A 14,879-nucleotide genomic window follows, 5' to 3' on the forward strand; every position below is an offset into this window, starting at 1 on the left:
CTCCTAATCGTCGTGCTGATATGAGTACAATTATAGCTTGTTTTCTTTTAAATTTGTATCTTTAAAAAGAAAAAAGCCTACCCGGCGGCAGCCATTCTGATCCATATAAAAAAATCAGCTTTTCAGCTGATTTTTAGTAAATCCATTGATTCATTAACTTCTCGTCTTCAACAAGTTCGTCTTCTTTAAAAAACAAGTTGATTTCGCGTGCTGCACTTTCAGGAGAATCTGAACCGTGAATGATATTTTTTCCGACAAACATGCCGAAGTCTCCGCGAATTGTTCCTGGGAGCGCTTCCTTAGGGTTCGTCTTCCCGATCAGCTGTCTGGCGACCGCGATTGCGTCTTCGCCTTCCCACACCATGGCGAATACCGGGCCTGAAGTAATAAAGTCGACAAGCTCGCCGAAAAACGGTTTGCCGTTATGTTCTTTATAATGCTCGCCTGCCGTCTCTTCTGAAACCTTCATCAGCTTGGCTCCGATTAATTGTAAGCCCTTACGTTCGAATCTTAACAAAATTTCGCCGATCAGCTGACGCTGAACGCCGTCAGGTTTTACCATCACAAAGGTTTTTTCCATAGTCGATTCTCCACCCCGCTAATATGTATAGGCTTTCAACACTACAACAGAAATATAGCATTTTTCAAACAATTAATCAATAAAGGGTGGAGAATATTCATACTTTCGACTCATTTGTCTTTTTTTAGAACTTTCGTTTGCCGATGTATTTCGCAATTTGGCCCAATGCCGTCCGCGCCCGGTTTTTCGGGAGCGTTTCAAGCAGTGCGAAAGCCTTATTTAAATACATTTCGCTGACTCTGAACGATTGTTCTATGGCATCGGTTTTCTTCAGTTCCTCGATCACTGGTTTGATCTGTTCCGGAGTCGTTTCACTGTTGACCAGCATAAGCCGCGCTTTTAATTCAGGCGATTTCCGTGCATATAATACGGGAAGCGTGACATTCCCCTGAAGCAGATCACTGCCCACAGGCTTGCCAAGCTCTTTTTCGCTTGAGGTGAAATCGAGGATGTCATCAATAATTTGATAGGACATGCCGACATAATAGCCGAACCAGTACAACGTTTTATGAATGTTTTCACCCGCGCCGGCAGCAATGGCGCCTAGCTGGCAGCTCGATGCGATCAGAAGGGCTGTCTTGCGCCTGATTCTCCGCAAATAGGTTCTGAGGTTTTGCTCCATATTATATTTATCTTTGATTTGTTCAATTTCTCCAAGACAGACTTCGACAATCGCCTTGGACAAGATTTCGTGGGCTTTCGGTTCGTTTATTTTCGTCATCGCTTCAAGTGAGCGAGCGAACAAATAATCACCTGTGTACATTGCAATCCGGTTATCCCACTTCGCTTTGATAGTCGGCTGTCCCCTTCTAAGCTCCGCATCATCGATGACATCGTCGTGTACGAGCGAAGCCATATGTATCAATTCCAATGAAACAGCGACATTTTTAATTTTGTTGATATCGTATTCACCGAACATGCCGGAAAGCAGGACAAACACAGGACGAATCCGCTTGCCTCCGGCCTGCAGCAAATGCAGGCTCGCTTCACTTAGCAATGGATAGTCGGAGTGCACGGTCTTTTCAAGCTCTTTTTCTATTAATTCAATATCGTCATTTAAAAAAGAATAAAACGTTGTCAATTTCATATCGATTCACCCGAGTATTTCAGTAGTCATCATCGCTTCAAGCCGACATGTGTAGCCGCTACGCCGCCTGTGAACGGATGATATTGAACATTTTCTAATCCAGCCTCTTCAAACAATGCAGCAAGTTCTTTCATACCAGGAAATTCCCTGGCCGATTCCTGAAGCCATGAATACTCCTTAAAGCTTTTGGCAAAGAGCTTTCCAAACATGGGCATAATAAAACGGAAGTACAGGAAGTACAGCTGTTTGAACCCGAACATTTCAGGCTGGGACGTCTCAAGGCATACAACCTGGCCGCCGGGTTTTACCACGCGCGCCATCTCTTTTAATACGGTTAAATAGTCGGGAACATTGCGAAGCCCGAAGCCGATGGTGACATAGTCGAACGTATTGTCCGGGAAGGGCAGTTCCATCGCGTTGCCGTGGATCAGTTCGATCTGGCTGTAGCTGTCGGTCTTTTGTTCGGCGATGCTCAGCATGTTTTTGCTGAAATCAAGGCCCTTGATTTCCCCTGTCTCTCCGGCCGCATCAGCGAGCGCGATTGTCCAGTCGCCCGTCCCGCAGCAGACGTCAAGCGCTTTGGCTCCTTTTGGTACGTTCATGAGCTGCATCGTTTTGTCGCGCCATTTTTTATGCTGTTTAAAGCTGATGACGGAGTTCATCTGGTCGTAATTTTTATAAATCTTTTCAAACACGCCGTGTACGCGCTGTTCTTTTGACTGCACCATGATTACCCTTCTTCCACTTTCTGATGATAAGTTCGTTTTTCAGGCCGAATTTCCTGCAGGCGTTTCAAAAGCCATTTTTGGACGGCGGGCTTTGCAGCAAGCGACTGGTTGATCGCAAGCTTGGCTTCTTCATAAGCCGCTGCAGCCAGCTGTCCGCATGAAGCCTGGTCTTCCGGAAACTCTTTCTGTATGATCGTCTCCAGCAGCCGGGAATCTGAAGCTTTTTCTTCGGCCGCAAACCTTTTAAACACAAGAAAGTCATTGGCGGCTGTTTTCCAGTGAGGCAGGTAAAAGTGGTCGGCGAGATGGTGAAAAAGTGCAGCTTCCACTATGCTGACGCTTTTTTTCAGGCTGTCCGCATCTTTTGCGGAATGGTCGTAAATCCTGATTTTATGTTCGTTTATTTCTTTGATGGCCGCAGCGAGCGTCCGAATCATATAAATATCCTTCATACCCGATAACAGCGAGTAGTACATGCCGCTGAAATAATCACCGGCCAATACGGTCAGCTGGCGGTTTTTATAGTCGTCCTGCTTAATTGAAGCTGCGGTCGTGACTTCATCATGGGTATCAAGGGCTGTTTGAACAAGCATCGCCGTTAAGATGTAACTTTCCTTGTCAGCTTCTTTTAAATCCGTTTCCTCAAACAGAGCGTAGAAAAGAAACAGCTTATCCTCATCAACTTTCGGCGCAGTCAAATGCTTCGCCAAATATGGATGTGAAAGCTTTTGATTCAGCTTGATTTTCAAATAAGATAATTGTCCGTAGATGTCTTGCAAAGATATCACCCTTGTCCCAAAATTCGCAGTTTTTCTTTTTGATTGATTATGTATCTTTTTTGAGCGGAGAAAGTTTAATTATACCATAATATGTTGAAAGATATTGTCTTATGCCACGCAAACGGCCATAAAAGGCCGGCTATCTATTTTTTCGACTCGCTTTTCATCTCGCCGTTTGCCGTCTGAATCAGGGCCTCGCCCCGGATCTTGATCGCAGAGGTGTGCTCGGTAAACTGGCAGATCATCACCTCTCCTTTATCAAGCTTTTCTGAATGATGAAATCTTGTGTCCGTGCCCCTCGTCAGGCCGATCACGTTGACGCCGTCTTCGACGGCTTTGATAACGACAAAATCATTCGATTGATTATTGGTCATGTTCATCGCACACCTTCTCATTTTTAATCATGATGTTTTGATAAGCTCCAACACCTCAGAGCGAGCGGCTACATCTTGTCTAAACGTTCCTCTTACGGCTGAAGTGACAGTTTTTGAACCCGGCTTTTTCACGCCGCGCATCGTCATGCACATGTGCTCGGCTTCAACAACAACCATGACACCGTGCGGAGTCAGCGTTTCAACAATGCTGTCGGCGATTGTTGACGTAATCCGCTCCTGCAGCTGCGGGCGCTTTGCCACCGCTTCAACGGCTCTCGCCAATTTGCTGAGCCCTGTCACTTTTCCCCCTTTAGGGATATAAGCTACATGGGCTTTCCCGTAGAAAGGGACTAAATGGTGCTCACACATTGAATAAAAGGGAATATCTTTAACAAGAACAAGCTCTTCGTGATCCTCGCCGAAAATCGTTTTGAAATGCTCTTTCGGATCTTCGTTTAACCCTGCAAATACTTCGGCGTACATTTTCGCGACTCTTTTCGGTGTATCAAGAAGGCCTTCACGGTTCGGATCTTCTCCGATCGCCTCCAATATTTGCCGGACAGCTTGTTCAATTTGTTCTTTGTTGATTTCTCTCATTGTTTTATATCCTCCAGAAACGCATACATTTAATTCAGATTCTAGCACACTTCAGCTTATAAAAGCAAAATGAAAGGTTTTTTGCCGGCAAAATGTTTTCCGTCTGAAAAAAAGCCTTAAAATTATGAAAAGCCCCTTTGAAAAGGGGCTTTCCTGTGAAGAAACAACATGGTATGTATTACGCGCGAAAACGGCATATATACATACAATTATTTTCCTGCTACAGCGTCTTTAAGCGCTTTACCTGGTTTGAAAGCAGGTACTTTGCTTGCAGGGATTTCGATTTCTTCACCTGTTTGAGGATTGCGTCCTTTACGAGCTGAGCGCTCACGAACCTCAAAGTTACCAAAACCGATCAATTGAATTTTTTCACCGTTTTTAAGTGCATCTAAAATTGTATCAAAAACAGAATCAACTGCTTTAGTAGCGTCTTTTTTAGATAGTTCGCTTGCTTCTGCAACCGCATTGATTAGTTCTGTCTTGTTCATGCCTTTCACCTCCTCCCAAAAGGTATCAAACAATAGATTATCATCATTTCTTCACAGTTCAACCTGTTTCTATACCTGTTTGAACAGAAATTTCAAATAAATATAGAAAAGGCATTTCACGGCTTTCAGTGAAAATTTCACTTTGAGAGGAACGTTTGTCCAGTAAAGTGAAGATTTTCTGTATGTAGATTAACACATCTGAATAACCATATCAAGCATTTTAAAGCGATGATCCCTTATTCGTCAAGGTTTAAGCAGAATGAAACGAACAAATATTCCTGTTTTTCCTTTTTTAATCATAATCTTTCCTATATTTCCAGCCGCTTGCCCCTGCCGTCTCAATCCCTTTCACGGCGCCTGTTCATCCTGTTTCAGGCATGAAAAAAAGACCTCCCGTATGATAAGAGGCCTTCCCTTTTATAAGATGATCGCAATCAAGCCGCCTGATCCTTCATTGATGATGCGCTCGAGCGTCTCCTTCAGCTTATATCTTGCATTTTCAGGCATGAGGGACAACTTCGCCTGAATCCCTTCTCTGACGATGGAGCTCAGGCTCCTTCCGAAAATGTCGGAATTCCAGATTGACAGCGGATCATCCTCAAAGTCCTGCATTAAATAGCGGACAAGCTCTTCGCTCTGCTTCTCTGTTCCGATGATTGGCGCAAACTCGCTCTCCACATCGACTTTGATCATATGAATCGACGGCGCCACCGCTTTCAGGCGGACTCCGAATCTTGACCCCTGCCTGATGATTTCCGGTTCATCAAGGCTCATATCGGTTAATGCGGGAGCAGCGATTCCATAACCGGTTTGTTTCACCATTTTCAACGCATCTGATACTTGATCATATTCGGTCTTGGCATGGGCAAAATCCTGCATGAGCTGAAGGAGGTGATCCTTTCCTCTGATTTCAACGCCGACGACTTCCCTCAAAATTTCATCGTACAGGTAATCCGGCGCGTACAAATCGATTTCGGCGATCCCCTGGCCCATTTCTATTCCGGCGAGGCTGGCGCGCTCGATAAAATCAAATTCGCTGAAGTGTCCGACGACGCGGTCGACATCTCTCAGTCTTTTAATATCTTTGACGGTTTCTTTAACGGAATCTTGATAGTTTTCCCTGAGCCAATGATTCTCTTTTAATACCATGACCCAGCTCGGAAGATTGACGTTGACTTCGAGTACAGGGAATTCGTAAAGCGCTTCTCTGAGAACGCTCAGAACGTCCGCTTCCCTCATGCTTTCAACGCTCATCGCCAGCACCGGAATGTCGTATTTCTCCATCAGCTCTTGCCTGAGCGCTTCCGTTTCCGGATGGTACGGCCTTACGGAATTGATGACCATGATAAACGGTTTTCCAACCTCTTTTAATTCATCGATCACCCGTTCTTCAGCCTCGATATAATCCTGTCTGGCGATTTCTCCAATCGTGCCGTCAGTCGTAATCACAACACCGATGGTGGAGTGTTCCTGGATGACTTTTCTCGTGCCGATTTCGGCAGCTTCGTGAAATGGAATCGGCTCTTCATACCAAGGAGTGTTGATCATTCTCGGCCCGTTTTCATCCTCGTATCCCTTTGCTCCGGGTACAGTATAGCCGACACAGTCGACAAGCCTTATATTCACATCGAGTCCGTCACTGACATGAACTGACATTGCCTGATTCGGAACAAACTTCGGTTCAGTTGTCATAATGGTTTTGCCAGCGGCACTTTGGGGGAGCTCATCTTGTGCGCGCGCCCGGTCTGCTTCATTGTTGATATTCGGGAGCACCACTAGCTCCATAAATTTTTTGATAAACGTAGATTTTCCTGTACGTACAGCTCCTACGACACCTAAGTATATATCGCCTCCTGTTCGTTCAGCGATATCCTTGAAAATATCGACCTTTTCCAAGTGATCCCCTCCCGGACTTCCAATCCTTTTCAATTTTTTACTTCTTCATCAATCAAAAACAGGACACTATAGTGTATGACGTTGTCCTATTTCAATATGACAGCTTAGGGAAATTTTTTCGGCATGCATGAAAAAACCTTTCTCCTCATTGTATGCTGAGGAGAAAGGTTCATGACTGATACTTGCATTTTGACCGATATTCTATTCGAGAAAAACAGGTTCCTGTTTGTCATTCACTGTATACTTTACCGAAAACGCTGGAACAAAAGGCGTCTCTTTCCACATCAAATCCTGAATTTCCTCACCCGGCTTTACCGTTTTTTTCGACCGCTTTATCAGGTTGGCCAAATCCACTCGGTAATCCACTTGAATGTCGCCTTTTTCATCGACGAGAAGCGGCAGAGAGGTGCCGGAAAGCGGACTCGTGACAGAAGGCGCCTCTTTCAGTCCGAGCTTTTCATGGTCAAGCATGAATAAGTGATTGGATACGACTTTTTTATACGGCGGATACTTGTGCTGATCTTTATACATTTCGACCCGAAGCTTTAGCTCTCTGATCATTTCCGACATTTTTATATCAATGAGCTTGACCGTCGGCTTTTTTTCTACATCGACAAGAACGTACAAGTACTCTCCGCCGCTTTCATAGGAAGTACCCGGCGGCTCAGCCATATACCGGGGGGACAGCCTGTTAAAATCGATAGGGTATTTTTGATAGATTGGAACGCTCATATCCCTTGTCTTAATCGGCAGAAGCCCTCCCGTCGCCTCCCTGAATTCATCAACGGCCGCCTGCACTTCTTTGAGCTGGTGCTGATACGGCACGCTGTTTTTCGCCTTTCTTTCTTCAGGGTACAAACAGCCGCTTAGCATGATTGCGGTCAATACAGTAACAAGCAGTGCGTTTACGATTTTCATATGAATCTTCCTTTTTTATGCTTTATTCGTTGACGGGACCGCTGAAGACGACAAAAAAGACGATCACGCCGGAGATGAGCATACATGTATAGGCGACGAACGACGTGAGCACTTTTAAAAAACGGTTTTTAAATTTATATCTGCTTATGTATATGGCAATCACCGCTAAGAACATCAGGCCCATTGATCCCAAGGCAAACCACATTTTTAACAGACCGACATTCACATTGAAGCCCTCCTTCTACCTTTTCTTGTGATGTAAGCGTTATATTTCATTTTATATAAGAAAAATCAGAAGTTCAACAGCTTTTCCAATATTTCGAAACGGAAAAAACCGCAAAAAAAACCTGAAGCAAAGAGGGGGGCTTTGCTTCAGGCATAACGATTGTGACTATATAACCCAATTGGTAAGATACAGCTCTTCCAGACTTCGATTCTATTTTATGCAAGTCTTCGGACAAATGTATCCTCTCTTGCCTAAGTCTCCAAAATGTTTCGGTTTTTTTAAAACGAACTTAGAGGAGAGTATAAAGCAGTTGGTGATGGAGTGGTCATTTCATTTGATTTTCAAATGTGTTCACAAGATCTTCCATCTCGTGTGTTTTGACTCTCGCCATCAATGATTCGACTGCCGTCTCAACTTTTTCGCCGTCAAACAATACTTTGTGCAATGCCTCGGTAATCGGCATTTTCACATCAAATTTCTTTGAAAGCTGATAAGCGGCTTTTGTCGTGCGGACCCCCTCAACGACCATCCCCATTTCTTCCAGAACTTCATCCAGTTTGAAGCCTTTACCCAGCATATTACCGGCTCGCCAATTTCGTGAATGGACGCTCGTGCAGGTGACGATCAAATCCCCGATTCCTGTAAGCCCCGAGAATGTCAGCGGGTTTCCGCCCATTTTCGTGCCGAGTCGGGCGATCTCTGCCAAGCCCCTTGTAATCAGCGCAGCTTTCGCATTATCTCCGTACCCCAAACCGTCTGTAATGCCCGCGGCAAGCGCAATGACGTTTTTCAGCGCGCCGCCGATCTCTACGCCGATCATATCCGGATTGGTATACACGCGGAAATTCTGATTCATAAACATATCCTGGATCGCCTGTGCCGATTCAATGCTGCTGTCGGCAGCTACGGTTACGGTCGTCGGGTGTCTTAAACCGACTTCTTCCGCATGGCTCGGCCCGGAGAGAACGACGATGTCCTCCCTTAATTCAGCCGGAATTTCCTCTTTCATCATTTCAGAAATGCGGAGCAGTGTGTCAGGCTCAATTCCTTTTGAAACATGTACAAAAATCGCCTTTTGGTCGATGAAGGAAACAGCCTGTGCGAGAACTTCGCGGATCGCTTTTGTCGGAACGGCGACGATGATCGTCTTGACATCGGCCACTGCAGCTTCGAGATCTGGTGTGGCATGCACGTTTTCAGAAAGTTTGACACCCGGCAGATAATCTTTGTTTTCATGGTGTTCATTAATTTGCTGAATCAGTTCTTCACGATGACCCCAAATGCACACATCGTACTGGTTGTCCGCCAAAACGAGCGCCAAGGCTGTTCCCCAGCTTCCGGCTCCCAAAATCGATACTTTTGTCATTTTTACTACACCTCTTTATTTTCTTGCTCTTGCGAAAATCTTGATTGGTGTTCCTTCAAATCCAAAGGCGTCGCGTATCCGGTTTTCCAAAAAGCGTTCGTAAGAAAAATGCATCAGCTCAGGATCATTGACAAATACGACAAATGTCGGCGGCTTCACAGCCACTTGTGTCGCATAATAAATTTTTAAGCGGTTGCCATTATGCGTCGGCGTCGGGTTCATAGCCACTGCATCCATAATGATATCATTAAGAATATTGGTCTGCACCCTCATCGAATGGTTTTCGCTTGCCGTCATGACTGCAGGCATCAGCGTATGGATGCGCTTTTTCGTCAAAGCGGACATAAACAAAACAGGCGCGTAGTCCAAAAATTGAAAGTGATCTCTAACCTTTTCTTCGAATTCTTTCATCGTCCGCTCGTCTTTTTCGACTGCATCCCATTTATTCACGACGATGACGACGGCTTTTCCCGCTTCATGCGCATAGCCGGCAATCCGCTTGTCCTGCTCGATGATGCCTTCTTCGCCGTCCAAGACGACGCAGACGACTTCTGAGCGGTCGATCGCCTTTAAAGCCCGGAGGACGCTGTATTTTTCAGTTGCCTCATACACTTTTCCCTTTTTTCTCATCCCGGCTGTATCAACGATGACAAAGTCTCTTTGATTGTATGTAAACCTCGTGTCAATGGCGTCGCGCGTTGTTCCCGCAATATTGCTGACGATCACGCGCTCTTCTCCAAGCATGGCGTTTACAAGAGAGGATTTTCCGACGTTCGGCCGGCCGATGAGGCAAAATTGAACGACCTCATCCTCATACTTCGTTTCGGGTATGTTTTTAAAATGTTCGCTGACCGCATCAAGCAGATCGCCGAGACCGAGGCCGTGCGTCCCTGAAATCGGGTACGGCTCGCCAAAGCCGAGGGCATAAAAATCGTAAATGTTTGCTCTCATTTCAGGATTATCCACTTTATTAACCGCCAGAACGACGGGTTTTTTTGTACGGTATAAAATTTTTGCCACTTCTTCATCAGCAGCCGTGACGCCTTCGCGGCCGTTCGTCATGAAAATAATCACATCTGCTTCTTCCATGGCGATCTCGGCCTGATGGCGAATCTGCGCCAAAAACGGCTCATCACCGACTTCGATTCCGCCTGTATCAATCAGGTTGAAGTCGTGATTCAGCCACTCGGCAGAGCTGTATATCCGATCCCGCGTCACGCCAGGTGTATCTTCCACAATCGAAATTCTTTCGCCAGCGATCCTGTTAAAGATCGTGGACTTCCCCACATTGGGCCTTCCAACTATGGCTACGACAGGTTTTCCCATAGTACCCTTCCTTTCAATTCAGTAAAGCTTTTCCATCTTTAAATGAATCATCATTTATTTTTCTTTTCAAAAATCAGTTTGAAGAAAGAAACCCTTCTTATTCCATGAGAAGGGCTTAACTCATATATTATATCAATTTCTAAAAAGATCACAACTGTAATTAAAAATGTTTCACAATCAAATAAAGGTCATCTCCTATTCCGTGGGCGATTCCGTCGAGAATGGCTTCAAGGTTTTTCGCGTACGTGTTCATTTCCTCGGGGGTGTCGCAGAAAAATGCAGCCGTCCCTCCGATCACTCGCTCTCGCCTTGTTGTGACGACGGCGAGGATGAATTTTTCGATTGATTCGCTCATTTTATCACCTTGCTGTGCTTTTCTTTAATAAATTCCATCGGTACGCGAATGGCGTTTTCCAGCGTCGGAACATCGCCGATGACCCTGATCGCCGTCTCCTTGTCCTTGATGACCGGAAGGACAAAAACCGCGACCCGCCCGTCATTCAAATCCCTTTTCGCCAGCGGCGAAAGAGAGGGTTCTCCGGAGTCTCGATACACTCCGAGCACATTGGAAACGTCGAATAAAATCGCTTGCCTTTGCCCGAGATTGGCAATGGTTACTGCGGAATTAAAATTTTTCGGTTTTAAAATAAAACCCATGCCGTGTTCCAAAATCAGCTTCTGTTTTTCAGGAAGCCCGATATTCATAATGTAAATATTGTCGACATAAAGGCCGGCTCCTTCAAAATGAGGCTTTTTATACTCTATATCGACGATGTCCTTAATAAAGCTTCCGGACATTAAGATCCTGCCCGAGATAAAACAGATGAAAGCTGCAGCAAGGCCTGCCCATACCGATGAAAACAGAATATATGCGAGGGTCGTCAGGAGCGATGTGAAAATGACAATGTAATTTCTGCTTTCAAAGGCGATCGCAATTCCTTCGATATACGTGCTGCCTCTTGAAACAAGTTCATAGCCGTCAAGCTGCGTCAATGTTTCGCGTTCCATATTCCGGACATCCCTGAATTGGGTTGCAGCCAGCGTTAAAAACGTAATCGCTGTATAATCCGATTTTAAGATCGACGGAATAATGATCGCTCCAATGCTGGCAGCGATCAAAGCCAGCGCAATATGTATCGTTTTCCCATGAAGATATGTAGGGTACTGGCGGTAGTCGGTTCGGAGCATGTACACTCTGACAACAATACCGGCGATAATTCCCAAGATGATCGGATAAGTATATTGGCTCATGACATTTTTGCTGCTCCTTTATTCAATCGCTTCCATTTGTGATAGAACTGATGCATCAGCCGTTCATACTGGGAGATTCCGTAAACGAGAACGATCCCCGCAGCGCACATTGACAGCCATGAATAACCGCCGGCTGCAATGTCTCCATAAAGCTTTCTGATGACGAATGTATACAAGAGCTCCCCCTGGCACGCACCGAGCACAAACATCCCGAGACGGGCGGCGAAGCTTCTTTCAAAAGCCGTCGTCATGATGACAAACAGAATGATGATCAGCCATTCAGGCTTTAGGATAAACCAAACAGGGTCATATAATGCAAACAGAAACAAAAAACCGTAGGCGGACACCATCGACAAATGAAGCAGGAGCCGCTTGACGCTTTTATGAAGCCTTAAATAACCGCACAGCATGAAAGCTCCTATATAAAACGACAAATAGGCGGCATTAAAATGCAGAAAGAGCTGAATCTGATACATACTTAACATGATGTTGAGCAGAATAAATGCTGACGCATAAAAGCGAAAGCTGTTTTTCTCAAGAATAAAAGTCGTTAACACCCATAAAAACCACATTGACCAATAATAATAGAATTCTTCCATATGTTTTCGTCCTCCATTTTCAGTATGGAGTGACTTGAGATTTTTTAAACGTGCAATAAGGAGGGAACAGCGTTGGGAAAAGACAGGCAGGAAAAGAAGCTGAAACAGCAGAAGCGAACCGAATCCGACCGTGACCAGTCCATCAGCTACAATGGGGCCGCCTCTCTCGAAAGTGCGGAGGAAGCACGGAAGCGAAACCCGTAAAAAAACCGGCTCATGAGAAGCCGGTTTTTTTAGCGCTTGCTGTAAACAAAGGGGTCAACACCCCTCGCTTTCAGCCAATGATATGTATCGCCCTTGATGACGAGCGGTGCTTTTTTCAACTGTTCAATCGTCCGGCACCCCAAGACGGTCATGATCCTTTTTAAATCTTCGATCAGGCTCTCGATTTCGGCGGCTAACGCCTCTTCTCCCGAAGCTGTCAGCACTTGGAGAAAATAGCCCGCCATCCCCGCCGCAGACGCACCCAGCGCTATCGATTTGGCCAGATCAAGGGCATCTTGAATGCCTCCGGATGCGATAATCGGCTGATCGCCGAACAGAGAGCTGACTTCGGCCAGGCTGGCTGCTGTCGATATGCCCCATTGATCGAAAAACTGAACCGCTTTATCTCTGCGCAAATTTTCGATTTTCGAAAAATTCGTTCCTCCGAAACCGCCGACATCGACCGCCTGGACCCCGGCGTTAAAAAGCCGGGCCGCGGTGTCCCTGCTCATGCCAAAGCCCACTTCTTTTACGGCGACCGGTACGCTGACATTTCGGCAGATGTCTTCAATCCGGTGCAGACGACCTGTAAAGCTGCGGTCGCCTTCAGGCATGACAATTTCCTGAATCACATTGAGGTGAATTTGAAGCATGTCGGCTTCAATCATGTCGACCGCCCGTTTGGCCTGATCCACCGTCGCTTCGCTCCCCAAATTGGCGAATACAAGACCCTTCTGATTTTCTTTTCTGACGATCTCGTATGAAGGACGTTCATCAGGGTCTTTCAAAGCGGACATTTGCGAGCCGACAGCGACCGGTATGCCCGTTTGTGCAGCCGCCCTCGCCAAAGCCCTGTTGATCTCAAACGTCGCCTTCCCGCCCCCGCCTGTCATCGCATTGATAAAAATAGGCGAACTTAAAAACAGTTCGCCTATTTTGGTTGAAGTATCAACTTGTGACAATTCCGTTTCCGGAAGGCTGACGTGAACAAACGTAATATCATCAAGCCCGGTCTGACGTTTCTGTCCGGTGGACAAGGCATGATCAATGTGTTCTTTTTTTCTTTTTGCTCGCGTCACCATCATCACCAAATTTTACTTTAATTTATTCAGTTTGTCTCCGATCATTTCACCAAGCTGGAATCCTGAAGACTCTTCCTTCGCCTGGTATTGACGGTAATCTTCCTGCTCTGCTTTATCGGTGTTTTCTTCAAGCTCTTTCATGCTTAAAGAAATGCGCTCTTCCTCTTCGTTGACGTCAAGAACTTTCACTTTAACGTCCTGGCCTTCCTCAAGGACTTCATGAGGTGTTCCGATGTGTTTGTTCGAGATTTGCGAAATGTGGACGAGGCCTTCAACTCCAGGCAGCACTTCGACAAACGCACCGAAGCTCACCAAGCGCTGGACTTTTCCGTCCAATACGTCTCCAGGCTTCACTTTTTCGCCGATGTTGGACCAAGGCCCAGGAAGCGTTTCTTTGATTGATAGCGAAATTCGCTCATTGTCGCGGTCGACGGACAGCACTTTGACTTTGACATCCTGGCCTTCTTCGACTACGTCTGACGGTTTTTCAACGTGTGAATGCGACAGCTGGGAGATGTGAACAAGACCGTCAATGCCGCCGATGTCAACGAAAGCACCGAAATCTGTCAGGCGCTGCACTTTTCCTTCAAGTACCTGTCCCGCTTCCAGCGTTTGAAGAAAATCCTGTTTTCTTTCCGACTGCTCTTTTTCAACAACCGCACGGTGTGATAAAATCACGCGGTTTTTATCTCTGTCAAGCTCAACGACGATTAAAGTAAGCGTCTTTCCTTTATAATCTGTAAAATCTTCAACAAAATGCGCCTCTACAAGCGATGCGGGAATGAATCCGCGCACGCCGATATCGACGACCAGACCGCCTTTAACGACGTCTTTTACTTCGGCTTCAAACACTTCTTTTGACTCAAACTTTTTCTCTAGGTCTTCCCAAGCGCGGTCTGCATCAACAGCACGTTTTGATAAAATCAATGCATCGTCTTCCACTTTTGTCACTTTTAATTCAAGCTCATCGTCTACATTGACGACATCTGATGCTTTTTCAACATGAAGACTTGATAATTCACTGATTGGGATAATTCCGGTTTGCTTGCAGTTGGGGATGTCAACATCGACATGCTTGTCCTCAACTTTCGTTACAATACCTTTCACCACATCTCCAACCTCTGGTACTTGAACATCAATTTGATTCATTTCCTCTGTCATTTCAATAACCTCCTTGGTCCAAACCTACACAGCTTTTGTAAAAACGGTTATTCCGGACGAATTGATATCCGATCCGGACAGCCGATATGTATTAAAGAACCATTCAAAAATGGATATTTGAATGTTCTAAAACATGATTTATTATTACTAACTTCTAATAAAAGCCTGTGTTTGTCAAGTCAAAACATGCAGACAATAAGTAATTTGCCCGGATTTT

General features: G+C 45.6%; 18 protein-coding genes. 1 reads left to right on the forward strand and 17 read right to left on the reverse strand.

The features are described from left to right. Nucleotides 1–133: 133 nt before the first annotated feature. The 15 genes from ndk to CP943_RS12585 form a co-directional block, all read right to left on the reverse strand. Nucleotides 134–580, reverse strand: a complete 447-nt coding sequence (ndk, locus tag CP943_RS12510; RefSeq protein ID WP_003182994.1) for a nucleoside-diphosphate kinase — start codon at nt 578–580, stop codon at nt 134–136. Nucleotides 581–704: 124 nt separating this feature from the next. Further along, entirely contained in the window at nt 705–1,667 is a 963-nt protein-coding gene (gene hepT / locus CP943_RS12515) for a heptaprenyl diphosphate synthase component II (RefSeq protein ID WP_020451959.1), read from the reverse strand. A gap of 29 nt (nt 1,668–1,696) precedes the next feature. Beyond that, nucleotides 1,697–2,395, reverse strand: coding sequence for a demethylmenaquinone methyltransferase (locus CP943_RS12520; protein ID WP_020451960.1), 699 nt, complete (start codon nt 2,393–2,395; stop codon nt 1,697–1,699). Between the two features lie 2 nt (nt 2,396–2,397). Beyond that, entirely contained in the window at nt 2,398–3,174 is a 777-nt protein-coding gene (locus tag CP943_RS12525; RefSeq protein WP_023857454.1) for a heptaprenyl diphosphate synthase component 1, read from the reverse strand. Between the two features lie 143 nt (nt 3,175–3,317). Beyond that, on the reverse strand, nt 3,318–3,548 hold the full coding sequence (mtrB, locus tag CP943_RS12530) for a trp RNA-binding attenuation protein MtrB (RefSeq protein WP_023857455.1): 231 nt from the start codon (nt 3,546–3,548) through the stop codon (nt 3,318–3,320). A gap of 27 nt (nt 3,549–3,575) precedes the next feature. Beyond that, nucleotides 3,576–4,145: a GTP cyclohydrolase I FolE gene (folE, locus tag CP943_RS12535; RefSeq protein WP_020451963.1), complete on the reverse strand. Its 570-nt coding sequence runs from the start codon at nt 4,143–4,145 to the stop codon at nt 3,576–3,578. Nucleotides 4,146–4,354: 209 nt separating this feature from the next. Then, nucleotides 4,355–4,633 carry a non-specific DNA-binding protein Hbs gene (gene hbs, locus CP943_RS12540; protein ID WP_003183006.1) on the reverse strand — a complete coding sequence of 93 codons (279 nt, stop codon included), beginning with the start codon at nt 4,631–4,633 and terminating at the stop codon, nt 4,355–4,357. 417 nt (nt 4,634–5,050) lie between these two features. After that, complete coding sequence (gene spoIVA, locus CP943_RS12545; RefSeq protein ID WP_020451964.1) at nt 5,051–6,529, reverse strand: stage IV sporulation protein A; 1,479 nt, start codon at nt 6,527–6,529, stop codon at nt 5,051–5,053. A gap of 201 nt (nt 6,530–6,730) precedes the next feature. Next, nucleotides 6,731–7,447 (reverse strand): hypothetical protein, encoded by a 717-nt coding sequence (locus tag CP943_RS12550; protein ID WP_020451965.1) that lies wholly within the window; start codon nt 7,445–7,447, stop codon nt 6,731–6,733. Nucleotides 7,448–7,469: 22 nt separating this feature from the next. Further along, nucleotides 7,470–7,673 (reverse strand): DUF2768 domain-containing protein, encoded by a 204-nt coding sequence (locus tag CP943_RS12555; protein ID WP_020451966.1) that lies wholly within the window; start codon nt 7,671–7,673, stop codon nt 7,470–7,472. Between the two features lie 325 nt (nt 7,674–7,998). After that, the gene (locus tag CP943_RS12565) at nt 7,999–9,039 is read right to left on the reverse strand and encodes an NAD(P)H-dependent glycerol-3-phosphate dehydrogenase (RefSeq protein ID WP_095291594.1); all 1,041 of its coding nucleotides are present in this window, start codon (nt 9,037–9,039) and stop codon (nt 7,999–8,001) included. 15 nt (nt 9,040–9,054) lie between these two features. Then, nucleotides 9,055–10,365 carry a ribosome biogenesis GTPase Der gene (gene der, locus CP943_RS12570; protein WP_020451968.1) on the reverse strand — a complete coding sequence of 437 codons (1,311 nt, stop codon included), beginning with the start codon at nt 10,363–10,365 and terminating at the stop codon, nt 9,055–9,057. A gap of 160 nt (nt 10,366–10,525) precedes the next feature. Next, nucleotides 10,526–10,720, reverse strand: coding sequence for a capping complex subunit for YIEGIA (locus CP943_RS12575; RefSeq protein ID WP_023857457.1), 195 nt, complete (start codon nt 10,718–10,720; stop codon nt 10,526–10,528). Further along, nucleotides 10,717–11,616 carry a YIEGIA family protein gene (locus CP943_RS12580; RefSeq protein ID WP_020451970.1) on the reverse strand — a complete coding sequence of 300 codons (900 nt, stop codon included), beginning with the start codon at nt 11,614–11,616 and terminating at the stop codon, nt 10,717–10,719. The genes CP943_RS12575 and CP943_RS12580 overlap by 4 nt, the downstream gene beginning before the upstream one ends. After that, nucleotides 11,613–12,215 carry a YphA family membrane protein gene (locus tag CP943_RS12585; RefSeq protein WP_026579374.1) on the reverse strand — a complete coding sequence of 201 codons (603 nt, stop codon included), beginning with the start codon at nt 12,213–12,215 and terminating at the stop codon, nt 11,613–11,615. Before CP943_RS12585 ends, CP943_RS12580 begins: the two co-directional genes overlap by 4 nt. Before the next feature lie 72 nt (nt 12,216–12,287). Between CP943_RS12585 and CP943_RS12590 the strand changes: the two genes are divergently transcribed. Next, entirely contained in the window at nt 12,288–12,419 is a 132-nt protein-coding gene (locus CP943_RS12590) for a YpzI family protein (RefSeq protein WP_105981046.1), read from the forward strand. Between the two features lie 29 nt (nt 12,420–12,448). On the opposite strand, the gene fni is transcribed toward CP943_RS12590, so the two are convergent. Both fni and rpsA read right to left on the reverse strand, forming a co-directional pair. Next, on the reverse strand, nt 12,449–13,498 hold the full coding sequence (gene fni / locus CP943_RS12595; RefSeq protein ID WP_023857459.1) for a type 2 isopentenyl-diphosphate Delta-isomerase: 1,050 nt from the start codon (nt 13,496–13,498) through the stop codon (nt 12,449–12,451). 15 nt (nt 13,499–13,513) lie between these two features. After that, a complete protein-coding gene (rpsA, locus tag CP943_RS12600; RefSeq protein ID WP_023857460.1) occupies nt 13,514–14,662 on the reverse strand; it encodes a 30S ribosomal protein S1 in 1,149 nt (382 codons plus the stop codon). Nucleotides 14,663–14,879 lie beyond the last annotated feature (217 nt).

The sequence above is a fragment of the Bacillus paralicheniformis genome, assembly GCF_002993925.1.
GTDB lineage: Bacteria > Bacillota > Bacilli > Bacillales > Bacillaceae > Bacillus > Bacillus paralicheniformis.

What these genes read in the sequence shown, in the direction of transcription:
- mtrB (WP_023857455.1), bottom strand. Translation starts at nt 3,548, where the DNA reads ATGACCAATAATCAATCGAATGATTTTGTCGTTATCAAAGCCGTCGAA.
- CP943_RS12550 (WP_020451965.1), bottom strand. Translation starts at nt 7,447, where the DNA reads ATGAAAATCGTAAACGCACTGCTTGTTACTGTATTGACCGCAATCATG.
- CP943_RS12585 (WP_026579374.1), bottom strand. Translation starts at nt 12,215, where the DNA reads ATGGAAGAATTCTATTATTATTGGTCAATGTGGTTTTTATGGGTGTTA.
- CP943_RS12520 (WP_020451960.1), bottom strand. Translation starts at nt 2,395, where the DNA reads ATGGTGCAGTCAAAAGAACAGCGCGTACACGGCGTGTTTGAAAAGATT.
- CP943_RS12575 (WP_023857457.1), bottom strand. Translation starts at nt 10,720, where the DNA reads ATGAGCGAATCAATCGAAAAATTCATCCTCGCCGTCGTCACAACAAGG.
- CP943_RS12580 (WP_020451970.1), bottom strand. Translation starts at nt 11,616, where the DNA reads ATGAGCCAATATACTTATCCGATCATCTTGGGAATTATCGCCGGTATT.
- ndk (WP_003182994.1), bottom strand. Translation starts at nt 580, where the DNA reads ATGGAAAAAACCTTTGTGATGGTAAAACCTGACGGCGTTCAGCGTCAG.
- der (WP_020451968.1), bottom strand. Translation starts at nt 10,365, where the DNA reads ATGGGAAAACCTGTCGTAGCCATAGTTGGAAGGCCCAATGTGGGGAAG.
- CP943_RS12565 (WP_095291594.1), bottom strand. Translation starts at nt 9,039, where the DNA reads ATGACAAAAGTATCGATTTTGGGAGCCGGAAGCTGGGGAACAGCCTTG.
- rpsA (WP_023857460.1), bottom strand. Translation starts at nt 14,662, where the DNA reads ATGACAGAGGAAATGAATCAAATTGATGTTCAAGTACCAGAGGTTGGA.
- folE (WP_020451963.1), bottom strand. Translation starts at nt 4,145, where the DNA reads ATGAGAGAAATCAACAAAGAACAAATTGAACAAGCTGTCCGGCAAATA.
- hepT (WP_020451959.1), bottom strand. Translation starts at nt 1,667, where the DNA reads ATGAAATTGACAACGTTTTATTCTTTTTTAAATGACGATATTGAATTA.
- hbs (WP_003183006.1), bottom strand. Translation starts at nt 4,633, where the DNA reads ATGAACAAGACAGAACTAATCAATGCGGTTGCAGAAGCAAGCGAACTA.